This window comes from Mesorhizobium sp. WSM4809 (assembly GCF_055811655.1).
In genome coordinates this window covers 201,170-222,596 of sequence record NZ_JBVVQW010000002.1, presented here as the reverse complement: position 1 = coordinate 222,596, position 21,427 = coordinate 201,170, and the positions used below count along the sequence as shown (strand labels likewise).

Genomic DNA, 21,427 nt, shown 5'->3' with positions numbered 1-21,427 from the left:
CATAATCCCGATTGTCGCGCCGATCTCAGCAGGCGATTTCCTCGACGGGGCGGACGAGCTGCGGGCCAAGGTGCAGATAGCGCGTCGCCCGGCGCTTGGCGGCGATATCGGCCCAGACGCGTTCGACCTCGACCGTAGTCAGCTTCGCGGCGGTGCCGACCTCCACGGCTGAAAGGCCGTTATTCAGGCCGAAGAGGCAAATATCCATGCGGTCATAGGGCAGGGAGAAATAGAACTCTTCCTGCGTCTGCTCGAGGGAATAGGTGTCGGTCGTCGGCGCCCTGCGGCAGATTTCCTCGGGAATGCCGAGATGGGCGGCAAGCGCATAGACCTGGCTCTTGTAGAGATGGGCGATCGGTTTGACGTCAGCTGCGCCGTCGCCATTCTTCACGAAGAAGCCTTGGTCGTATTCGAGCCGGTTCGGCGTGCCGAGCACGGCGAAATTCAGCCGGTCGGCGTGATAGTACTCGATCTGTTTGCGCGTGCGCTGCTTCATGTTGGTGGCGGCGACGATGCCGAGATAGACCGCCGGCGACATGCGCAGCTTCGTCTGCCGGCCTTCGGGGCCCTGCACCACCAGCGAGGAGATGTTGTAGCCCTCGCCGGCGAGCGAATTGGCGATGACGATCTTTGAGGCCCAGCCCGGCCCGTATTCCGGCACCAGCTCGCGGATGAAGGCATCCCGCCGCTCATAACAACCCATCGCGTGCAGCGTCGGGCCGATATCCTCCACGATCGCTTCGACGCCGAAGGTTTCGGCGGCCAGCCGGCCGAGGCGGAGGCTGTCGGGATCGGAGTCGTTTTCCGGCATGAACAGGCAGAAGACGTTCTTCGCGCCGACGGCGCGGGCGGCGAGCGCGACCGAGACGCTGGAATCGATGCCGCCAGAGAGGCCGAGCACGAGCCCGCGCTTGCGCATGCCGCGTAGCTGCTCGCGCAACCCGGCGACGATGCGATCGGTTTCCGCAGCGTTGTCGAGCGTCAGCGCGTCGGCCGAGAAGGCGGGACGGCTCGGGGCGAGGGAGTGGTTCATTCTGCAGTCCCCAACGTTTCGGCCGCCAGTCTTCGGCTGACCTTTCCGGTATCGGTCTTCGGCAACTCGCGGCGGAACTCGATGAGCTTCGGCACCATGAAATCCTCGAGATGAACGGAGCAGTAGCGAATGATGTCCCGTTCGCTCAGGGTCTCGTCCGAGAGAACGACGAGGGCGGCAATGGCGTGGCCGAGCACCGGATCCGGCACGCCGGTCACCACGGCTTCCACGATGCCGGGATGGGCGTGCAGCACAGCTTCGACTTCCTTCGGGGCAACCTTTTCGCCGCGCGTCTTGATGATGTCGTCCTTACGGCCAACGAAATAGAGGAAGCCGTCCTCGTCCGTCCGAAACAGGTCGCCGGTGTGGAGCCGCTTTTCCCAGGGATGCGGCCCGGGACGCAGCATCTGCTCCGTGGCCACGTCGTTGCGCCAATAGCCCTGCATGACATGCGGGCCGCGGATGACCAACTCGCCCGCCACGCCCGGTGGCACGCGGTTGCCCTCATCGTCGACGACGATCGCTTCCGTGTTGGGAATAGCGATGCCGACGGAACCCGGCCGGCGGTCCAGCTCCTCCGGGGGCAGGTAGGTGCAGCGCTTGCACTCCGTTAGACCGTACATGGAATAGAGCTGCACGCCGGGGAACAGCTCGCGCAGCCGGGCGATATGCACCGGCGGCAGGGCGGCGGCGGTGTTCGAGATATAGCGCAGGCTCGGCAGGAAACCCGGCGCCAAATCGCGCATCTGCAGGATCAGCGCCGCCATCGTCGGCACCAGCGGGAAACCGGTGACCTTCTCGGCGCGGATGCGCTCGAAAATGGCCTGCGGAAAGGCGAAGGATTTTTCGAGGACGAGGGTCGCGCCGAGCTTCATCGCCATCAGCAGCTGATAGAGGCCGTAGTCGAAAGCCAGGGGCAGGACATTGAGGATGATGTCGTCAGGGGTGTTGCGCAGATAGGTCGTGATGGATTCGGCCGCGGCATCGATATTGCGATGCGTCATCATCACGCCCTTGGGGCGGCCGGTGGAGCCCGAGGTGTAGATCAGCATGGCGAGGTCGATGTCGATCCCGCCATGGCGAACGGGCACGGGCGCGACCTTGAGACAATCCTCGAAGGAGGCAGCGCCATCCGGTGTATGGCTGGATGGCGCTTGCGTCGACGCGACGAAGAGCGGTTGGTCCGACAGCGCACGCGCCTGGATCACGACAGGCATCAGCTTGGCCTGGGTCAGGATCGCCGCAGCCTCGCAATCGTCGATGACATAAGCGAGCTTGTCGGCCTTGGTGGAGGCGTTGATCGGGCTGAAGGTCGCGCCCGCCTTGAGAACCGCGAAGATCGAGACGGCGGCTTCCCAGCAATTGTCCATGAAGACGAGAACGCGGTCGCCGCGCTGCACGCCGTTCGCGGCGAGGGCGGTCGCGAGCCGGTTCGACAGATCGTCGAGCTCGTCATAGCGCAACCGCTTCCGGTCGGTGACAAGCGCCGTCTTCGCGCCATGCGCGGCCGCGTTCGTGATGAGGAATTGCTCGACCCGCATGAGCTCGGGCCTTCCGCTGCCAGCCGTCACGCCGCGACGAGCGATGCGGCCTTCGCTGTGATGAAGGCCGTGATGCGCGCCAGTGAATCGAGGTTGGCCGGCACGATATCGGCGTCCGCAACTGTGATTCCGCAATGGTCCTCTATAAAGGCCACCAGTTCCAGAACGCCGGTCGAATCGATGATGCCGTTCTCGATCAGCGAGTCCGTATCGGCGAGGGCGTGGGTGGTGTCGCCGAACAGGAAGTTCTCGATGACAAAGGCCTTCACTGCGTCTCGGATCGTATCGGTCATGTCGTTCGCTTTCCTTGGTGGTGTCAGGCGGCCTTTGCGTTGCAAATGCCTGTGCCGGTGAAAGTCGTCAGCCACAGCTGCGTCGACAGGATGCCGACAAAGGCCGCGTTGTCGCGAAAGCCGGAGGCCGGCTGGCGGCTGCATTTCTCATGTAGTTTTGCCACTGCCTTCGGATTGAAGAGCCCGCCGGCGCTGACTGCGGCGTCGCCCAGGGCCGACTGGACATAGTCCCTCGTGCCCGGCCCAACGAAGGACTGGCTGTCCGGTGCGCGATAGGGCTGCTTGGTCCGCCGGCCGATGGCGGCCGGCAGCAGGTCTTTGGTCGCCTCCCGGAGAATATGCTTCTCCACGAGCCCCTTCAGCTTCATCTCGGGAGGAAGGCCGGCGGCAAACTCGACCAGATGATGGTCGAGGAAGGGAAAGCGGCCCTCGATGCCGTGGGCCATCGCCATGCGGTCGCCCTGGCTGGACAGGATATAGCCGGGGAGAAGGAAGCGGGCTTCCAGATATTGCGCCTGATGCAAGGGATGCCAGCGGGCGAACGCCTCGGGCAGCCGCGCGGCGAGCTCCTCGGCGGCGTCATATCCGGACAATGTGGCACGCAGATCGCCCGAGTAGAACAGCTTCGTCGCCGCCGTGCCGTCGAACCTCGGCCGATGGGAGAACAGCGGATCGTCGAGCGCCGCGCCGCTAGCCCCGAAGAAGGAGAACAGGTACTCGGCCGATTGCTGCCTCAGGCCCGGAAGATAGGGGTAGAGCTTGCGGAACAGATGCGGCCGGATGCGGGAGCTGGGCTGTCTCCCGCAAAAGCGCCGAACCCTGGCCTCCTTGAAAATATCGTAGCCGGCAAAGACTTCGTCGGCGCCTTCGCCCGTCAGCACCACTTTCAAGCCGGCCTCGCGCACGAGGCTCGAGAGCTTGTAGAGCGGGGCAGGGGCAGTGCGCAGGATCGGCCGCTCCGTGAAGCGGATAACGTCAGGGAAGACGGCGGCGATATCGCCTTCCCCGCAGGCGACGGCGCTGTGATGCGTGCCGAGCGCACGGGCCATCTCGAGCTGGAAGGGGCTCTCGTCATGTTCGGCGCTATCGAAGGTGACCGAGAAGGTCCTGAGGCCACCCGGCGCCATGCCCGCCGCCAGCGCCGATGTGATGGAGGAATCGAGGCCGCCAGAGAGATAGGCGCCGACTGGCACATCGGCGCGCATGCGGATCCGGGTCGCCTCCGTCAGGAGGGCGCGCAGTTCCTCGGCCGCGGCACGCTCGTCCCGGTGCCGGGGCGGCGCGTCCCGGTCGGGATACTCCAGACTCCAGTAGGGCCGCGTCGAGACGCTGCCTTCTTGCACGATCATCAGGCTTGCGGGTTCGAGTTCGTAGATATTGCGGAAGGCCGTGCGCGGCGCGATCGGGGCCCAGAGCGTGAAGATCTGGTCGAGTGCGACCGGATCAATCTCGGCCGCGACGTCCGGGGCCTGGAGGAGCGCCTTGATCTCCGAGGCGAAGTAAAGCCGTTCGCCCTGCCTTGTATAGAAGAGCGGCCGGACCCCCATGCGGTCGCGCGCCAGAACCATGCGGCGGCGGCGGCCGTCCCAGAGCGCAAAGGCGAAATCGCCATTGAGCGCGGAGACGCAATCCTCCCCCATCTCGTCATAGAGATGCAGGATCACTTCGGTGTCGCTGGCTGTCCGGAAATGGCGGCCTTTCGCGCGAAGCTGCTCGCGCAGTTCCACATAGTTGAAGATCTCGCCGTTGAAGGCGATCGTCAGATCGCCCGTCGCATCGGACATGGGCTGCTGGCCGTCCCCCAGGCCGACGATGGACAGCCGCGCATGGCCGAGGCCGGCCGCCTTTGTGGTGAAGAATCCCTGCTCATCGGGGCCGCGATGCGCAATGGCAGCCGTCATCCTTCCAAGGAGCGCCCTCCCATCCCGGACAGTGCCGAAATAACCGCTAAAACCGCACATGCCGAGATATTTCCAAGTCCACCAGCGCGGCTCGGACTATAGCCGCCAAAATACCGGTAGGTGTTAAACATCTGGGACTATTCATGAGAATGGTAAATTTTGAGCGGCCGTCGACGGCTGATTTCTTGCGTGAGCATTGGATCTGCCGCGAGATGAGGGCAATGACGCCCTTCGGCGACATAGTCGCCACTGACGGTCAGCTTGCTTCCGAGGCTGCCGGCGATGCCCACAGTCCCGGCATTGGTCAGCCCGACAATGGCTTGGGAAGTGCCGGCGAGATCGAGCGTCGCGCCCGCCGCGACCGAGAATTGCGAGGCGGAACTGAACGTGTTGGCCGCGCCTGCGGCGAGCGTGCCGCCATTGACCGAAGTGGCGCTGGCGAAAGCCGAGTTGTCCGAAGTCAGAACCACTGTCCCCAAGCCGTCCTTGACGAAATCGCCGGTACCCGAGAGCGCGCCGGCATAGCTCACATTAGCTGTCAGGTCGAAGGTGAACGAGGCGCCCGCACCGATCGAGACATCGCCGCCTAGCGCTCGGCCGCCGAGATGACGCCGCCTTGGTCGACGGTCCAGTCCAGCAGCGACGTGCCTGAAAGGGTCAGCGTGCCGGCGCCATCCTTCACCATCGCAAATGACTCCACATCAAGGGATGCATTGGGACGCACCGGCATAGGCCCCATCGATTTTATTGATCTTTTTGCCGTCTTTAAGAGGGCTGGTAGCGGGAGAGGGACTTGAACCCCCGACCCCAGGATTATGATTCCCGTGCTCTAACCAACTGAGCTACCCCGCCAGGGCGGCGAAAGGCCCGAAATCCGCCTCAAATCGAAAGGCATGTCGGGGGCGTTCGCCAAGGTCGCGCGGATATAAGGTTGGGAGGGTGAGCCTGTCAAGCTTCGAAGCAACCGGCTTGCCGGCTTATCGTCATTATCGAAAAGCTTTGCCACGCGGAAATTTGGTTGCCGCCGCCGGGGTTGAGTTCGAAGGGGCACGTCGCTATGTCTCGGCCACGAGTTTTTAGAGTTTGAAACAGATGAAGCCGCGCATAGCAGTCCTCGGTTGCGGATACTGGGGCAGCAACCACATCCGCACTCTCAAGGCGCTCGGCGCGCTGTACGCGGTCTCCGACACCAACCGGGCCCGCGCAGAAGGCTTCGCCAGCGAGCAGGACTGCCTGGCGATCGAGCCGGACCAGTTGTTCGTGCGTGACGATATCGACGCCATCGTCATGGCGCTGCCGCCGCAATTCCATGCCGACCTTGCCGTGCGTGCCGTCGCGGCCGGCAAGGACGTGCTGGTGGAAAAGCCGATCGCTCTGACTGTGGCGGATGCCGAGCGTGCGGTGCAGGCGGCCAAGGACAATGGCCGCGTCTTCATGGTCGGCCATGTCCTGCGGTTCCACCCTGCCTTCGAGACGCTGAAAGGGCTGATCGACAAGGGCGAACTCGGCGAAGTCCGCTACATCCACTCGCACCGGCTCGGCCTCGGCAAGTTCCACACAGAGAACGACGCGCTGTGGGACCTGGCGCCGCACGATCTGTCGATGATCCTGGCGATCACCGGCACAGAGCCGATCGAGGTGCGCGGCGAGGGGGCCGCCCTGCTCGACAATCTCAGCGACTTCGCGCATCTGCACATGCGCTTCCCCAACGGCCTGCGCAGCCATCTCTTCACCTCGCGTCTCAATCCCTATCGCGAGCGGCGGCTGACCGTGGTCGGCACCAAGGCGATGGCGGTGTTCGACGATGTCGAGCCATGGGAACGCAAGCTTGCCGTCTACCGCCATGCAGTGTGGCAGGACAGCGGCCAATGGGCCTTCACCACCAATGAGCCATCCTATGTCGCGGTTGCCCAGGGCATGCCGCTGACACGCGAGCTGGAGCATTTCATCCAGTGCATCGAGACGCGTGCCGAACCGCGTACCAGCGGCGAGGAAGCGATCAGGGTGCTGCGCATCCTGACCGCCGGCACGGTCACCCACACCAAGTCGAATTCCTGAAGCGCGGATTATTTATTCGGCAGGTATCTTATTCGGCAGGTATCTGGGCCGGCCTGGCGGCAAGCCGGGTCAGCATCGCCTCGGCCTCGGCGCCACGCTCCGAACGCTCGATGAAGCCGCCGCCGAACACGCGAGCTTCGTTGCCGTCATCGGAGTAGAGCACGCAGGCCTGGCCCGGCGCGATGCCGGATTCGCCGTCGACCAGTTCCACCCATGTGGCGCCGGCACGATGATGCAGCACGGCCGGGCGCGGCGGCCGCGTCGAGCGGACCTTGGCGAACAGCTCCAGGCCGCCTGCAGGGACGTCTGTGAGCGGTCCGTCGCCCAGCCAGTTCATATTGCGCAGATAGATCTTGTGCGTCTCCAGCGCCTCGCGCGGGCCAACCACGACGCGAGCGCGGTCGGCATCGAGGTGGACGACGTAAAGCGGCTCGCCGGAAGCGATGCCGATGCCGCGGCGCTGGCCGATCGTGTAGCGCAGGATGCCCTCATGGCGGCCGAGCACGCGGCCGTCGATGTGGACGATGTCGCCCGGATTGGCCGCGGTTGGCTTCAGCTTGGCGATGATGTCGGAATACTTGCCCTGCGGCACGAAGCAGATGTCCTGGCTATCCTGCTTGGCGGCAACCGCCAGCCCCATCTCCTCGGCGATGGCGCGAACCTGCGGCTTCGACAGGCCGCCAAGGGGAAAGCGCAGATAATCGATCTGTGCCTGCGTGGTGGCGAACAGGAAATAACTCTGGTCACGGTCGGCGTCGACCGGCCTGTAGAGTGCGCGGTGGGCGCCGTTGGCGCCGGAACGGATGTAGTGGCCGGTGGCCAGCGCGTCGGCGCCGAGCTCCTTGGCGGTGGCTAGCAGGTCGGCGAATTTCACCGTCTGGTTGCAGGAAACGCACGGGATCGGCGTCTCGCCGGCGACATAGCTCTCGGCGAAGGGATCGATGACTGCCTTGCGGAAGCGTTCCTCGTAGTCGAGCACATAATGGGGGATGCCGAGCGTCTCGGAGACACGGCGGGCATCGTCGATGTCCTGCCCGGCGCAGCATGAGCCGGCCCGGTGCGTCGCCGCGCCGTGGTCGTAGAGCTGCAAGGTGACGCCGACGACGTCGTAGCCCTCGCGTTTCAGCAGGCCTGCGACGACAGAGGAATCGACGCCGCCCGACATGGCGACGACGATGCGGGTGTTTTCGGGACGTCCGGGAAGATCGAGACTGTTCATGATGCTTTCGTTCTGCGCGGCGCCTCAATGCCAATGTCGAGAATATAGGTCAAGCTTTACGGCCGCGCCAGCGCACAGGGCGATTCATCGGTTGCGGCCGAGCCCGCAAAGAGATGCAATTTTCTCCGCAAAATCAGGGTTGCCGGGCCGATGTTTCAAATGCCGGTGAAAAGACTAACGCGGCGTTCATGATCCTTACCTAGTCATTAGGGTCTGCTTAGGCAATTTTTAAAGCTGTGGCGGTAACGTGGCGGGGATTGGGTCTTTGAGTTTTTTGTAGAGAGTACGATGACCGATCTGGTTAGACCGAGAGTCAAATATGTTATCGGGCCTGACGGCAGCCCTCTTACGATTGCCGATCTGCCGCCGACCAATACACGTCGCTGGGTTATCCGGCGTAAGGCGGAAGTGGTTGCGGCCGTGCGCGGCGGGCTTTTGAGCCTGGACGAGGCATGCCAACGCTACAAGCTCACCACCGAGGAATTCCTGTCCTGGCAGGCGTCGATCGACGAATATGGCCTTGCCGGGCTGCGCACGACACGCATCCAGCAATACCGGCACTGACCATTGCGAATTTAGACGAAGGGCGCGGCTAACCTCGCGCCCTTCTGTTTTCACCGTTCCCGCTCAGAGCGATAGCACAACCTTGCCGATCGGCTTGGTGGCGAGGAAGGCGTGAGCGGCCCCCGCCTGGTCCAGCGGGAAGCTCTTCGCCACATGGACGGCGAGCTTGTTGGCATCGATCAACCTAGCCAGTTCCACCAGGCCCTCCCTGTCGGGAACGACGGACATACGCTCGACCCGAATGTCTCGCGCGCCGGCCTGGGTCCTGGTGTTGTCGCCGACATCGAGCAATGACACCAAAACGCCGCCACGCCTGAGCACCTTCAGCGAGCGTTGGGCGTGGTCGCCGCCCATTGGATCCAGCACCAGATCGATGTCGCGAACCTGATCGGTGAAATCGCCCTTGGTGTAGTCGATGACCTCGTCGGCGCCGAGTTCGCGGACGAAATCGAGCTTGCCCGGGCTGACCGTGGCGACAACGTAGGCGCCGCGCGCCTTGGCGATCTGCACCGCCAGATGACCGACGCCGCCGGCTCCTGCATGGACCAATATGCGCTGCCCCGATTTCAGCCCGCCGTGGCGAACAAGCCCTTGCCAGGCGGTGAGGCCGGCCAGCGGCAAGGCGCCTGCCTTAAGGTGGTCCGCGCTCTTCGGCTTCAGTGCGATTTGATCGGCAGGCACGGCAGCCAGCTCGGCATAGGCCGCCGCCTGCTTGGGGAAGCGCGGCATGCCGAACACCTCGTCGCCGATCTTGAAGCCGGTGACGCCGGCGCCGAGTGCTTCGACAGTTCCCGAGATATCCCAACCCAGGATGTAAGGCGGCTCGCCGAGCAAGGGGTAGTAGCCGGCACGGACGGCGCCGTCGACCGGATTGATGCCTGCTGCCTTGACGCGGACCAGCACTTCGCCGGCCTCTGGCGTGGGATCCGGCTGATCGGCGATGACAAGGACGTCGGGTCCGCCGACGGAATTCTGGATAACGGCACGCATTGAGATGTCTCCTGCTCGGTTGGTGTCACTATCATTTGGATAGTAATATCCCCTTGTCCAGTATGTACCTTCCTGATATATACGCACCTCATGGATAGTGAAGATGATTGCGGTTTCGGCTATGACGCGTTCCGGCGAACGTGCCCTTCGCACACCGTGCTGGAGATGCTGGCCAGCAAATGGGTGTATCTGGTGGTTTGCGCGCTACGCAAAGGCCGGCTGCGCAATGGCGAGCTTGCCCGGAAGCTCGAGGGCATCACGCCGAAGATGCTGACGCAGACGCTGCGGGTACTCGAGCGCGACGGCCTGGTGCGGCGCGAGATTTTCCCGGTCATTCCGCCGCGCGTCGAATATGAATTGACCGAGCTCGGCCAGAACCTGGCGGGGCTGCTTACCCAGATCAGGTCATGGGCGGAGCAGCATGCGCCGGATATCAAGGATGCCCGTGCAAGGGCAATTGCCGAGAGTGAAGGGGATTGGGCCGCGTAGGGCGGGTTCATTTTTCCCACAGGAGCCGCAAGCCGCGACAATGCGCCAGCCTGAGGGCGAGCGTTGGTGCGGCAAACCGCCAGGTCTTAGCCGATCATGGCGCTGCGGCCACCGACTTCGGCTTCGCGGATCTTCGTGTCGCGCGATTCCAGCATTTCCGCCTTGGAAAGCTCCGCTTCAGCTTCGCCGAGTAATGATTCGGCGGCGCTTCGCTGCTGGGCGAGGTCGCTTTGGGAATTCCTGAGGTTGTCGCGGCGCAGGCGAGCCGCCTTGGCGAAGGTCGGATAGGCGAAATGGTTGATGTCTGTGATGCCGGCCTTCTTTTCCTCGGCGGTGATCTGAAGCTCCAGCTCGACGGCCATGCGTTCGAACTCGGCGATCATCATGTCGAGCTGCAGCAGCTGCCGCCGCTTCTCATTCACCTGAAACTGTTTCAGCCGAACGAGGTTTTCACGTGACTTCATGATTCGGTACTCCCGGAAACGCACACCCGCACTTATCGTCCAAACCACCTGGAAACGCCCAGGCCGCACCCGTGTCCACCGCCTTTCCCCGAACTATGGGAAACAAAACCCTAAAGTTTTTTGCCGGCGGTAACCATTCGTTTACGGGCATTGTTAATCATACGGGTCAGGACTTAAGGCCGGGTAAAAATTCCGGCCACCGATGCGGAAGCGACGTCGATGAGTCCCTGGAGTCGCTTAGTCCAGGTTGTTAATGTGTTGCATTAGGAATTTGGTTCTGAGATTCGTTATTAGATTCAAGAGGGTGTAGAAAGAGGTTAAAAAATCTGGTACCGTCATGGACGGGAAATTAGGATTTGTTAACCATTCAATGGCAGCCTCTGCACAAGGCAACCACTGCTCCGGGTCCGGACGGGTCGTGAAATGGTCCGGCAGCAGAAAAGGGGAATGAAATGCGTGTTCTGCTGATAGAAGATGACAGTGCAACCGCACAAAGCATCGAACTGATGCTGAAATCGGAAAGTTTCAACGTCTACACGACCGATCTCGGGGAAGAGGGCGTCGATCTAGGCAAGCTCTACGACTACGATATCATTCTTCTCGATCTCAACCTGCCTGATATGTCGGGCTACGAGGTCTTGAGAACGCTTCGCCTTTCCAAGGTCAAAACACCTATTCTCATCCTCTCCGGCATGGCCGGCATCGAGGACAAGGTGCGCGGCCTCGGCTTCGGCGCGGACGACTACATGACCAAGCCGTTCCACAAGGATGAGCTGGTTGCCCGCATTCATGCCATCGTGCGGCGCTCCAAGGGCCACGCCCAGTCGGTCATCACCACCGGCGACCTAGTGGTCAACCTAGATGCCAAGACCGTCGAAGTCGGCGGCCAGCGCGTGCACCTGACCGGCAAGGAATACCAGATGCTGGAGTTGCTTTCGCTGCGCAAAGGCACCACGCTGACCAAGGAAATGTTCCTCAACCACCTCTATGGCGGCATGGACGAGCCTGAGTTGAAGATCATCGACGTCTTCATCTGCAAGCTGCGCAAAAAGCTCGACGCGGCATCGGGCGGTCAGAACTACATTGAAACGGTCTGGGGGCGCGGCTATGTGCTGCGCGAACCGGAAGACATTCGCGTCAGCGCCTGAGCGACGAATCGCTCGAATCTTTTCCATAAAAAACCCGGCTTCGGCCGGGTTTTTGCATGACGGCTGGTAAGGGTCTGTTTTGGGCTGCTGAGCAGGAAACCGTCACGCACTTTTTCTGGAATTGCTCAAGGGTACCGAATCAGGTGCGCTCTTCAAGGTGCGAAAGCGCTCGAGCAGCTGCGGGCGGTTGAACGGCTTCAAGAGATAGCCCTGGGCGCCGGCTCGCTTGGCCCGCATGATCGAAGCAATATCGAGCTCGACCAGGGAAATCAGGATCTGCGGCCTTATCGGGCTCTCCATGGCGCGGACGCGACGGATGAGATCGACCGCCGGTACGTCAGGCAAGGCGCCATCGACGACGATGATGTCGGGCATGTCGGCGGCGCACATCTCCAGCGCGTCAAGTCCGCTGGCGGCCTCGATGACAATCATTTCGGAGCCGCCCAGGATGCGTTTTGCAACCTTCCTGATGACGCTTGAATCGTCGACGAACATGCAGCGTTTCATTTCCGGGTCCTCTTTGCCTTCTGGCAGTCCGGTAGCGTCGGGGGCATTCAGGACGCACCATAGGCCAATCTGGTAAAGAAGCCGAAAAGGCGTTAGGTAAAATTTTTACAAAGATAGGCAGGTGCCTACTTTTATTCGCGAATGCTTTGGCGCTGCCTGGACGACCAGACGCATCTCAAGTCGATGAGCTGGAATTACAGATTTCAATGTAGAAATACTTCGCGCTATCGGCTGCGCAATCAGGCCGCAGAAAGCACGATTTCTTCCGGCGTCGCGTGGATCGATATCGTCATGCCGGCTTCGCGCGCCAGAAGCAGCGTGTAGTAGGGCTGCACGGAATGCGCGTCGATCGGTTCCTCCGGCTTGTGGCCGGAATGCAGTTCGAGGAATTTCGGCGGCACACGCAGCATCGGGCCAGCCGACGCAAGCGCGAAACGCGGCTCGGTCTCGAGGTTTTCCAGCGTCACGGAAAGCTTGCCGCCGCGCGGAATGGCGGCATTGGCGACGAGGATCAGGTTGAGCAGCAGCTTGACCTTGTTTTTGGGCAGCAACGCGCGGGGCCCGTTCCAGGTCAGTTCCGGCTTTTCGTTCTTGAGGAAGGCGATGGCGACCGCTTCGGCATCGCCGGTATCGATCAACATGCCGGCCGAGCCGGCGGCACCGAAGGCGATGCGGGCGAACTGCAGGCGGGCCGAAGCGTTGCGGGCGCTCTGGCGGATCAGCTTCATGGCGTCCTCATCGGCGCCGCCTTCATCAAGCAATTCGAGCCCGTTGTTGATCGCGCCGACCGGCGAGATGATATCGTGGCAGACCCGACTGCACAAAAGCGCTGCCAGATCGGGTGCGGAAAGGGTGAACAGATCGGCCATCGGCGAAAAATCCCTGCAAAATCTCACAACTCATGGCCGGGCGATCGATCGTCGCCTGCCACACGAATCACGCACTCTCTCCTCGGGCTTTCTGAATACACAGCGCCCGTGCGTGCAGCAACAAATCCAAATTGTGGTTGTGGCAAATGGCGTGTTCACGCAGGCTGCCGGCCCCACTTGAGCGACCCCAAACAGCCTTCGAACCGCCATGTTCATGTGGGAGCTTAATGGTTGAAAAAGGATTACGGCATAGTTTGCCCCTAACAGTTACCCTTAACGGCCGGCTAAAAGAGCCGTACGGGGTGCGAGGCGTCGGCGAAGGTGCTCCCTGACGGAGATTGGAAGCATGTTTTCCCGATACTACGACCGGAGCTTTCTCCGTGTCTTCTCAATGGCGGTCACGCTCCTGGGCGTTCTCGTCTTCTCGACTTCAGCCCTGCGGGCCCAGGAATACACCGCTCAGGAGATTGTCGATTCCGGTCACAAGTTCTTCGGCGCGACATCGGGCGGGCTCGCCACGGTCGTCGAGAAGATTTTTGCTTCCTACGGCCTGCCCAACGGCTATCTGCTGGGCGAAGAGGGCTCGGGCGCGCTGATCGGTGGCCTGACCTATGGCGAAGGCACGCTCTACACCAAGAATGCCGGCGATCACAAAGTGTTCTGGCAAGGCCCATCGCTCGGCTGGGATTTCGGCGGCGAGGGGTCGCGGGTGATGATGCTGGTCTACAATCTCGACGATGTGGGCAGCCTCTACAACCGCTATGGCGGCGTCGCCGGTTCGGCCTATGTGGTGGCTGGTGTCGGCTTCAACGTGCTGAAGAACAACAATGTGGTTTTGGTGCCGATCCGCACCGGTGTCGGTGCCCGGCTTGGCGTCAATCTCGGCTATCTGAAGCTTACCGAGCGCGCCACCTGGAATCCGTTCTAAGCTGAAGTCCTTGGCTGTCGTTGCCCAAAACCGGGACCGCTTTTGGGTCGACATGCATTAAACTCGTGGCGTTGCGGCAAACCCTTGCCGCAACGCTGGATTTCCGCCATGTCAACGTGGCACAGTCAAAGCGCTCTATGCGCTTTTGGTTTATCTGGTTTGATGCTTACCGGCCACAACGGGTAGTCACTTGGTCCAGTCGGTCCTGTTCTTCGTCCTCGGCTTTCTCTGTGCTGGCTTTCTGGCGCTCATGGTGGCTCCGGCCATATGGCGTCGTGCGGTCACGCTTACACGCAGACGCGTCGAATCCTCGATCCCTCTGACGCAAACCGAAATCCAGGCGGACAAGGATCGCATCCGCGCCGAATACGCCATGACGACGCGCCGCCTGGAAATCAGCGTCAAGGCGTTGCGAGAGAAGACGGCCGAACAACTGGTCGAGATCAATCGCGGTCGCGAGGCCATGAAGGGCCTGGCGGTCGAGCGGACGGACAAGGACCAGGCGCTGACCGAGTTGGGCGCGAAGAACGAAGCGCTGCGCCAGCGAGAGGGCGAGTTGCAGCAGCTTTCGGAGCGTCTGAAGGAAACCGAACGCAAGCTGGAAAAGCGTGCACTTGAGCTGCAAAAGCTGGAGCGCATGTATGACGACGCCAGTTTTTCCTCGAGCAGCCGACAGATCGAGCTCGTGGCGCGAGAGTCCGAAATGCAGAAACTCGCCAGTGACATTGCGATGCTGCGCGGCCAGCGCAAGGAAGCCGACAGGCGCGGCCAGGAAATCGCGGCCGAAAGCAAGGCCGCGCGGGAGGCCCTGAAAGCCGAGAAGAAAAGGACCGCCGAGCTCGACAAGAAGGTCGAGCGGCTGCTGGCCACACTTGCCGATCGCGAAGACAAACTCGACCGCCGCGAAAAGGAACTGGCACGCATGCGCGAAAGATCGAAATCCGAAGACAGCGCGCCAGCCTTGCGGCTGGTCGGCAAGGGCGGCGATGTCGCCAAGAGCGATGATTTGGACAAGGCAATCGCCAAGCTCGACAGTGACCGTGAGCAGCTCGAGGCGAGGCTGACGGCGCTGGCGCGCGAGAACAAGCGGCTGAAGGCCGACCTCACCGCACTGGCCGCGTCCAAGGCCACGGACAGCAGCTCCGCCTTGCGCGAGCAGATGAACGCGCTGGCGGCGGAGGTCGTCCATCTGACGGCGAAGCTCGAGGGGCCTGGTTCGCCGATCGCCAAGGCATTGGCGGTACCGTCGGACGCCCGCTCCGGCAACGGTGACCGCAGTCTTGCCGACCGCGTGCGCGCGCTGCAGAAGGCTGACGCGACAAGCTGAATCAGGCCTCCTTAGTCTAGAATTGCTCTAGCCGAAAAATGATGCAGCGCGATGGCTGAAGCCGCGGCGACATTCAGGCTGTCGAAGCCTTCCGCCATGGTGATCCGCACGTTGCGCAGGCTTGCGAGCAGGTCGTCCGGCAAGCCTTCGCCCTCGGTGCCGAGATAGAGCGCCAGGCGCTTGCTGCGCTGCGCATCGCGGATGTCGGTCTTCCCGCGTGGCGACAGCGCGAATTGTTCGAAGCCACGTCGGGCGAGCATCGTTGTGAAGCCGGCGGTGTCGGAGAACGATGCGAAGGGGATCTTGAGCGCGGCGCCGACCGAAACGCGGATCGCCTTGCGATAGAGCGGATCGCAGCATGTCGCATCCAGCAGAACCGCGTCAGCGCCAAAGGCGGCGGCGTTGCGGAAGATCGAGCCCACATTGTCATGGTTGGCGATGCCGACGAGCACTACGACCAGCGCACGAGGCGGCAAGCCATCGAGCAGGGCTTCGGCCGGCTGCGGCTCTCCCTTGCGGCCAATGGCAAGGATGCCGCGATGCATGTGAAATCCGGCGATAGCGTCCATCACCGCGCTTGTGGCGACATAGACCGGGAGGTCGGCGGGCGCCTTGCTCAGGATGTTGTCGAGACCTGCCAGCCGGTTTTCCAGGACCAGGATCGATTCGGCGGCAAAGCGCCCGGTCGAGAGCAGCAGGTCGAGCACCACCTTGCCTTCGGCGACGAAGCGGCCTTGCCGGCCGGCGAGGTCACGCTCGCGAATGTCGAGATAGGCAGCGACGCGCGGATCTTGCGGGTCGTCGATGCGAATGGGATCCATGCATTCCTCGCGACCGTCGCATCGGCCCGAAAATCCGGACCGCTTCCCGGCGCTAACCTTGTTTGGAAAGCACGATGCGACGATTCGGGACAGTCAGCCAGCTCTGTACGCCCCGGATGGGCGCATGTCGCTCTGAAATCGCCGGCGAGATCGGCGCTATGTGGTCAGGTTCCAGCACGGCGCAAACGGTGCGCCATCTGGGACAGATCATCCTTGCCGCTGCCGAAAATGCCGTCCAGCATGACAAGCAGTTCTCGCACGGCGTCGGATTTGCAGGAGTAGTAGATCATCTGCCGGTCGCGGCGGGTGTCGACAAGGTCGAGCGCCCGCAACTTGGCGAGATGCTGGGACAGGGCGGATTGGCTGAGCATCACCTTCTCGGCGATGGCTCCCACCGACATTTCACCTTCGGCGAGGTAGCTCATGATCAACAGTCGCTTCTCATTGCCCATCAGCATGAGAAACTCTGCCGCCGATTCGGCGTTCACGATTAGCTTTGTCGAGACCATCGATCCCCCATGCTTCCTGTTCATCCCGACGCCATGGGGGCAATGGCGTCTGATTCCAAATTCACTTGTCGATCGGCGCTGGCGATTCAGCGTCACCAAAAGGTAGAGCATTTCACTTAAATCTCAAGTGTTGCTTTTGGTCCAGCATAATTAAGTCTCCGTCCCGGCGTCGACAATGGCTCGGCCGGCCTTGGCCATATCGATCAGAACGTGCCGCAATTCGCCTGCCTCCACCAAAGGTTGTGGGTAGAAGACCCGGCAAACATCGTCGCCCGACACCAGGTCCATGCCATCGGCATCGAATCCGGCAACACGCCAGCCGTTGCCGGATGCCCTTGCGAAATGCTGTGCGTAGACGGCGATCGCGTCGACATGGTCGGCGTTCATGTGGTCGATGGCCGATTGTTCGCGCGTCGCGAGTTCCTCGACGATCGGTCCGCTGGTGAGCAAATCCGATTGATCGAGCTGATAGGCCTTGCCGAAGCCGCCGTTGAGGCTGGCGCGTTGCGGACCGAGGCGAAAGATCGAAAAGTCGCCGAGACCGGCGTAAAGTTTCGCCTTGGGATTGTGATTGAGATAGCGGCGCTCGACGCGGGCGTGTTCGGCAGATCCGCGCTCAAGCCGCGCCGCCTGGCAGATCAATGTCAGGCGCGGGTGCGCCAGCGGGTCGCCCTTGCCCGGTTCGCCGAGCAACAGGGAACAGCGCGGATCGGCAAGCAGGGCGCCGGTGTGCGCCGAAAGCATCGACACCAGGATCAGCGGCGCGCCATCGATGTCGGTGGCCACGCCGACCCTGCTGGCCAGCGGCGAGCCGGTTTGCGGTTCGATCACCGCCAGGGCGCCAAAGCGGGCGCTGCGCAGAAGCGTCTTCGCCAGCCGGATCGCTTCGGCGTCCGTCTCGCGGATCACGTCCTTTTTCGGCTCGTCCAAGGCAGCACCGCAGTAAGTTGATCCTTCTTCTCTAGTTATCGGTCAGCAAGCCGGATTTGACAAGGCCGTCGATCTCGGCTTTCGCAAAGCCGAAACGTGCCAGTATTGCCGATGGTGACAAATCCTCATTGCCTGGCATAGTGGCCAATGTCGGTTGCGAGCTTGAGAAACGCGGCGCGGGGGCCGGGCGCTCAAATGCACCTGTCGCCACAGAGGCGTTGCGTGCCCGATTGTGCGGGTGGTGCTTCGCCTCTTGCAGCGACAGGACGGGTGCAACGCAGGCATCGGTTTGCGCGAACAGCAGGTCCCAGTCGTCGCGCGATTTCTGGCGGATCCGATCGGCAATGGCGGCGCGCATCGGCGGCCACAGGGCCTTGTCGTACTGGCCGGACGCAAAGCGTTCGTCGAGCGGCAGCAGCCTGGCGAATTCGGCGAATTGCGGCTCGAGGCAGCCGATGGCGATGTGCCCGCCATCCGCCGTCTCATAGGTGTCGTAGAACGGGGCGCCGGAATCGAGCAGGTTCGCGCCGCGCTTGTCGCTCCACAAGCCGGCCGCCGTCAAGGCGTGCAGGGGCACCGCCAGCATCGAGGCACCGTCGACCATCGCGGCGTCGATGACTTCACCCTTGCCCGTGCGCGAACGTTGGAACAGGGCGGCCAGCACGCCGGCAATCAGCATCATGGCGCCACCGCCATAGTCGGCGACAAGGTTGAGCGGCGGGACGGGACGGCTGCCGACATGGCCGATGGCGTGCAGCACGCCGCTATAGGCGAGGTAGGTGATGTCGTGGCCAGCGCGGCCGGCGAGCGGGCCGTCCTGACCGAAGCCGGTCATACGGCCGTAGATCAGCGCCGGGTTGCGCGCCAGCGCCGTTTCGGGGCCGAGGCCAAGCCGTTCCATGACACCCGGGCGAAACCCTTCGAGCAACATGTCCGCCTTTTCGGCAAGGCGCAGCAACAGATCGGTGCCTTCACGGCGCTTCAGGTCGAGGTGCAGGAGGGCGCGGCCATGGCGGTCGATGTTGTACTCATCCGGCAGCGACAGGAGTTCGCTCGTCCCCATCCGTTCGATGCGCAGCACTTCGGCGCCCATCTCCGACAGCATCAGGCCCGCCAGCGGCACCGGTCCGAGTCCGGCCATCTTTGATCACCTTCAGCCCGGCAAGCGGGCCGGTTTTAGCGGCAGCGGACAGGCCGGTGCTCATGACCTTCTATTTCGGCGCCATGCGAATGGCGCCGTCGAGACGAATGGTCTCGCCGTTCAACATCTGATTCTCGATGATGTGCAGGGCGAGAGCGGCATATTCGGACGGTTCGCCCAGGCGCGACGGGAAAGGCACGGCGGCGCCCAGCGAATCCTGAACTTCCTGCGGCATGCCGGCCATCATCGGCGTCTTGAAGATGCCGGGTGCGATGGTGCAGACGCGGATGCCGGAACGTGCAAGATCGCGCGCCACCGGCAGCGTCATGCCGACGACGCCGCCTTTGGATGCCGCATAGGCGGCTTGGCCGATCTGGCCATCATAGGCGGCAACCGAAGCGGTGTTGACGATGACGCCGCGCTCGCCGCCCTGCAGCGGCTCGAGCTTCGACGCGCGCTCGGCGGCGAGGCGGATCATGTTGAACGTACCGATCAGATTGACCTCGATCACCTTGCGATACTGATCAAGGGGATGGGGACCATCCTTGCCGATCGTCTTCACGCCGATGGCGATGCCGGCGCAATTGACCAGGATCCGCGGCTCGCCAAGCTTGGCGGCGACGTCGGCGAGCGCAGCGGTTCCGCTGTCGGCGCTGCTGACGTCGCACTGGACGGCAATACCACCGATCTCGGCCGCGACCTTGGCCGCGCGGTCAATGCCGACATCGAAGATGGCGACGCGAGCGCCCTTGGCGGCCAGCGCGCGCGCCGTTGCCTCGCCAAGGCCGGAGCCGCCGCCGGTGACGATCGCGATCTGGCCGTTCGGGTTCATGGCGTCATCCTTTGATCTCAGGAACAGTGGGACGGATCAGGCGCTAGATCGACGGGAAAGGTCAAGCCATCGCCGCGACAGGATCGGCCACCCTGGCCTGATCGGCGTGGCAGACCTCGCCCAAGAGCCTGGCGACCGCGCCCGGCGCGATCTCGTGCGACAGCAGCCGGTCGAGATCGACGGGGCGCGGCATCGAAATCTGGCCGCGCGGAATCCGCTTGAAACCGAGCGGCCCGTAATAGGGCTCGTCACCGATCAGCATGACGGCAGGTGCGCCGGTCTTGGCGGCGGCCTCCAGCGCGATTGCCACTAGCCGGCGGCCGATGCCGAGATTCTTGAAGGCCGGCCGCACCGCGAGCGGCCCGAGCATTAGCGCGCGGCCTGCACCGGCGGCGATGCGGGTCATGCGCACCGAGGCGACGACGATGTCGCCATCGACGGCGACAAAGGACAGCGAGCGCTCGTGCCCTCCGGCTTCACGAATCTTGTAGGCGGCCAGCACAAAGCGGCCGGGCCCGAAGGCTTCGTCGTTGATGGCTTCGATCTCGGGGTCGTGCGCCGGGGTTTCCGGCAGGTATTTCACGTCGGCAAGGCTCATGGTCTTTGCGTTCCGGTAAGGAGGAAAGGTTGCTGCAAACGGCAGCGTTCGCCAGTCAGCGCTTCATCAAGCGCGGGCGCCCTTTCGTCGTCGGTAAAACCGGATCGAAGCAAAATCGAACATGCGGATTGTCCGCTAGCATCAATTTCCCGCCGCTGCAATCGGCCGTTTTGTTCGTCATTTCCGCCAAGTGACGGTCTGTTCAGCACCTGACGTCTTCGACAGGGCAGCCTTGCGCCTACATCAACCAACAGGACGCAAGGAGATTTGTATGGGAATGCTGGTCGAAGGAAGGTGGCAGGACCGCTGGTACGATACAGCGGACAATGGTGGCAGGTTCGTGCGGACGCAGTCGCAATGGCGCGACTGGGTCACCGTTGACGGGGCGCCTGCCGAAGGCCGGACGCGTGGTTTCAAGGCCGAGCCCGGCCGCTATCACCTCTATGTCTCGCTTGCCTGTCCGTGGGCCCACCGGACGTTGATCTTTCGCGCGCTGAAGAAGCTGGAAGGCGTCATATCGGTGTCGGTGGTGCATCATTTCATGGGCGCCAACGGCTGGACGTTCGTGGCTGAGGACGGCGCCACGGGCGACATGCTCTATGGCCTCGACTTCCTGCACCAGATCTATGCCAAGGCCGATCCCGCCTATTCGGGCCGGGTGACTGTGCCGGTGCTGTGGGACAAAAAGGAGCAGACCATCGTCTCCAACGAGTCTTCCGAAATCATCCGCATGCTGAATTCAGCCTTCGACGAATGGGGCGACGCCAGCCTCGATTTCTATCCGAAGGCATTGCGCGGCGAGATCGATCGCATCAATGCGCTGGTCTATCCCGCGGTCAACAACGGCGTCTATCGCGCCGGCTTCGCCACCACGCAACGCGCTTATGAAGAGGCGTTCGGTGAAGTGTTCACAGCGCTGGATGCGCTGGAGGAGCGGCTGTCGAAGCAGCGCTATCTCGTCGGTGGTCCTATCACCGAGGCCGACTGGCGGCTGTTCACCACGCTGGTGCGCTTCGATCCGGTGTATGTCGGCCACTTCAAATGCAATCTGCGCCGTATCGCCGACTACCCGAACCTGTCCAACTATCTGCGTGATCTCTACCAGGTGCCTGGTGTGGCCGGGACGGTGAACATGCATCATATCAAGGCGCACTATTACGGCAGCCACCAGACGATCAATCCGACGCGGATCGTGCCTGTCGGACCGGATCTGGATTATGCCGCATGGCACGACCGGGCGCGCTTCGAGAAAGCGGCAGCCTGAT

At 62.6% G+C, this 21,427-nt stretch carries 25 protein-coding genes and 1 tRNA gene; 8 read left to right on the top strand and 18 right to left on the bottom strand.

What is annotated here, in order from left to right; genetic code table 11:
• Positions 1–25: 25 nt before the first annotated feature.
• The 7 genes from nadE to AC0L24_RS05605 all read right to left on the bottom strand — a co-directional run bounded on the left by nadE (position 26) and on the right by AC0L24_RS05605 (position 5,620).
• A complete protein-coding gene (gene nadE / locus AC0L24_RS05635) occupies positions 26–1,033 on the bottom strand; it encodes an NAD(+) synthase (protein WP_127809480.1) in 1,008 nt (335 codons plus the stop codon).
• On the bottom strand, positions 1,030–2,574 hold the full coding sequence (locus tag AC0L24_RS05630; RefSeq protein WP_127809481.1) for a class I adenylate-forming enzyme family protein: 1,545 nt from the start codon (positions 2,572–2,574) through the stop codon (positions 1,030–1,032). The genes nadE and AC0L24_RS05630 overlap by 4 nt, the downstream gene beginning before the upstream one ends.
• Positions 2,575–2,600: 26 nt before the next feature.
• On the bottom strand, positions 2,601–2,867 hold the full coding sequence (locus AC0L24_RS05625) for an acyl carrier protein (protein ID WP_127809482.1): 267 nt from the start codon (positions 2,865–2,867) through the stop codon (positions 2,601–2,603).
• Positions 2,868–2,890: 23 nt separating this feature from the next.
• On the bottom strand, positions 2,891–4,828 hold the full coding sequence (asnB, locus tag AC0L24_RS05620; RefSeq protein ID WP_127809483.1) for an asparagine synthase (glutamine-hydrolyzing): 1,938 nt from the start codon (positions 4,826–4,828) through the stop codon (positions 2,891–2,893).
• A 77-nt stretch (positions 4,829–4,905) separates the two neighbouring features.
• Positions 4,906–5,298 (bottom strand): autotransporter-associated beta strand repeat-containing protein, encoded by a 393-nt coding sequence (locus tag AC0L24_RS05615; RefSeq protein WP_164873801.1) that lies wholly within the window; start codon positions 5,296–5,298, stop codon positions 4,906–4,908.
• A gap of 56 nt (positions 5,299–5,354) precedes the next feature.
• A complete protein-coding gene (locus AC0L24_RS05610; protein ID WP_164873802.1) occupies positions 5,355–5,453 on the bottom strand; it encodes a hypothetical protein in 99 nt (32 codons plus the stop codon).
• A gap of 90 nt (positions 5,454–5,543) precedes the next feature.
• Positions 5,544–5,620: transfer RNA gene (locus tag AC0L24_RS05605), tRNA-Met, on the bottom strand.
• A 240-nt stretch (positions 5,621–5,860) separates the two neighbouring features.
• Here AC0L24_RS05605 and AC0L24_RS05600 point away from each other — a divergent pair.
• The gene (locus AC0L24_RS05600; RefSeq protein ID WP_127317829.1) at positions 5,861–6,826 is read left to right on the top strand and encodes a Gfo/Idh/MocA family protein; all 966 of its coding nucleotides are present in this window, start codon (positions 5,861–5,863) and stop codon (positions 6,824–6,826) included.
• A 28-nt stretch (positions 6,827–6,854) separates the two neighbouring features.
• Here the strand turns inward: AC0L24_RS05600 and mnmA are convergent, their stop codons facing one another.
• The gene (gene mnmA, locus AC0L24_RS05595) at positions 6,855–8,045 is read right to left on the bottom strand and encodes a tRNA 2-thiouridine(34) synthase MnmA (RefSeq protein ID WP_127317831.1); all 1,191 of its coding nucleotides are present in this window, start codon (positions 8,043–8,045) and stop codon (positions 6,855–6,857) included.
• 288 nt (positions 8,046–8,333) lie between these two features.
• Here mnmA and sciP point away from each other — a divergent pair, with 288 nt between their 5' ends.
• Entirely contained in the window at positions 8,334–8,609 is a 276-nt protein-coding gene (sciP, locus tag AC0L24_RS05590; protein ID WP_013529904.1) for a CtrA inhibitor SciP, read from the top strand.
• A 63-nt stretch (positions 8,610–8,672) separates the two neighbouring features.
• Here sciP and AC0L24_RS05585 read toward each other — a convergent pair whose 3' ends face one another.
• Positions 8,673–9,599 (bottom strand): NADP-dependent oxidoreductase, encoded by a 927-nt coding sequence (locus AC0L24_RS05585; protein WP_127809486.1) that lies wholly within the window; start codon positions 9,597–9,599, stop codon positions 8,673–8,675.
• Between the two features lie 90 nt (positions 9,600–9,689).
• Here AC0L24_RS05585 and AC0L24_RS05580 point away from each other — a divergent pair, with 90 nt between their 5' ends.
• Positions 9,690–10,088: a winged helix-turn-helix transcriptional regulator gene (locus tag AC0L24_RS05580; RefSeq protein WP_023809911.1), complete on the top strand. Its 399-nt coding sequence runs from the start codon at positions 9,690–9,692 to the stop codon at positions 10,086–10,088.
• Positions 10,089–10,174: 86 nt separating this feature from the next.
• Here the strand turns inward: AC0L24_RS05580 and AC0L24_RS05575 are convergent, their stop codons facing one another.
• The gene (locus AC0L24_RS05575) at positions 10,175–10,552 is read right to left on the bottom strand and encodes a flagellar export protein FliJ (RefSeq protein ID WP_013529907.1); all 378 of its coding nucleotides are present in this window, start codon (positions 10,550–10,552) and stop codon (positions 10,175–10,177) included.
• 452 nt (positions 10,553–11,004) lie between these two features.
• Here AC0L24_RS05575 and ctrA point away from each other — a divergent pair, with 452 nt between their 5' ends.
• The gene (ctrA, locus tag AC0L24_RS05570) at positions 11,005–11,700 is read left to right on the top strand and encodes a response regulator transcription factor CtrA (protein ID WP_006203583.1); all 696 of its coding nucleotides are present in this window, start codon (positions 11,005–11,007) and stop codon (positions 11,698–11,700) included.
• A gap of 102 nt (positions 11,701–11,802) precedes the next feature.
• On the opposite strand, the gene AC0L24_RS05565 is transcribed toward ctrA, so the two are convergent.
• Both AC0L24_RS05565 and chpT read right to left on the bottom strand, forming a co-directional pair.
• Complete coding sequence (locus AC0L24_RS05565; RefSeq protein WP_127268016.1) at positions 11,803–12,207, bottom strand: response regulator; 405 nt, start codon at positions 12,205–12,207, stop codon at positions 11,803–11,805.
• Positions 12,208–12,446: 239 nt separating this feature from the next.
• On the bottom strand, positions 12,447–13,076 hold the full coding sequence (gene chpT / locus AC0L24_RS05560; RefSeq protein ID WP_024504504.1) for a histidine phosphotransferase ChpT: 630 nt from the start codon (positions 13,074–13,076) through the stop codon (positions 12,447–12,449).
• Positions 13,077–13,467: 391 nt separating this feature from the next.
• Between chpT and AC0L24_RS05555 the strand changes: the two genes are divergently transcribed.
• Both AC0L24_RS05555 and AC0L24_RS05550 read left to right on the top strand, forming a co-directional pair.
• A complete protein-coding gene (locus AC0L24_RS05555) occupies positions 13,468–14,004 on the top strand; it encodes a DUF1134 domain-containing protein (protein WP_236382921.1) in 537 nt (178 codons plus the stop codon).
• Between the two features lie 190 nt (positions 14,005–14,194).
• A complete protein-coding gene (locus tag AC0L24_RS05550; RefSeq protein ID WP_473563547.1) occupies positions 14,195–15,331 on the top strand; it encodes a coiled-coil domain-containing protein in 1,137 nt (378 codons plus the stop codon).
• Positions 15,332–15,342: 11 nt separating this feature from the next.
• Here the strand turns inward: AC0L24_RS05550 and AC0L24_RS05545 are convergent, their stop codons facing one another.
• From AC0L24_RS05545 to AC0L24_RS05520, 6 genes are all read right to left on the bottom strand, one after another.
• Positions 15,343–16,152, bottom strand: coding sequence for a TrmH family RNA methyltransferase (locus AC0L24_RS05545; protein WP_127809488.1), 810 nt, complete (start codon positions 16,150–16,152; stop codon positions 15,343–15,345).
• 164 nt (positions 16,153–16,316) lie between these two features.
• Complete coding sequence (locus AC0L24_RS05540; RefSeq protein WP_013529913.1) at positions 16,317–16,661, bottom strand: ArsR/SmtB family transcription factor; 345 nt, start codon at positions 16,659–16,661, stop codon at positions 16,317–16,319.
• 150 nt (positions 16,662–16,811) lie between these two features.
• Positions 16,812–17,591 (bottom strand): HugZ family pyridoxamine 5'-phosphate oxidase, encoded by a 780-nt coding sequence (locus AC0L24_RS05535; protein WP_127809489.1) that lies wholly within the window; start codon positions 17,589–17,591, stop codon positions 16,812–16,814.
• A gap of 31 nt (positions 17,592–17,622) precedes the next feature.
• The gene (locus AC0L24_RS05530) at positions 17,623–18,732 is read right to left on the bottom strand and encodes a CaiB/BaiF CoA transferase family protein (protein ID WP_245481878.1); all 1,110 of its coding nucleotides are present in this window, start codon (positions 18,730–18,732) and stop codon (positions 17,623–17,625) included.
• Between the two features lie 70 nt (positions 18,733–18,802).
• Complete coding sequence (locus tag AC0L24_RS05525; protein WP_127809490.1) at positions 18,803–19,564, bottom strand: 3-hydroxyacyl-CoA dehydrogenase; 762 nt, start codon at positions 19,562–19,564, stop codon at positions 18,803–18,805.
• A gap of 61 nt (positions 19,565–19,625) precedes the next feature.
• Positions 19,626–20,162 (bottom strand): GNAT family N-acetyltransferase, encoded by a 537-nt coding sequence (locus AC0L24_RS05520; protein WP_127809491.1) that lies wholly within the window; start codon positions 20,160–20,162, stop codon positions 19,626–19,628.
• 29 nt (positions 20,163–20,191) lie between these two features.
• Here AC0L24_RS05520 and AC0L24_RS05515 point away from each other — a divergent pair, with 29 nt between their 5' ends.
• Positions 20,192–20,356, top strand: coding sequence for a hypothetical protein (locus tag AC0L24_RS05515; protein ID WP_164748917.1), 165 nt, complete (start codon positions 20,192–20,194; stop codon positions 20,354–20,356).
• Positions 20,357–20,433: 77 nt separating this feature from the next.
• Positions 20,434–21,426, top strand: a complete 993-nt coding sequence (locus AC0L24_RS05510; protein WP_127809492.1) for a glutathione S-transferase family protein — start codon at positions 20,434–20,436, stop codon at positions 21,424–21,426.
• The last annotated feature ends 1 nt before the right edge of the window (position 21,427 follow it).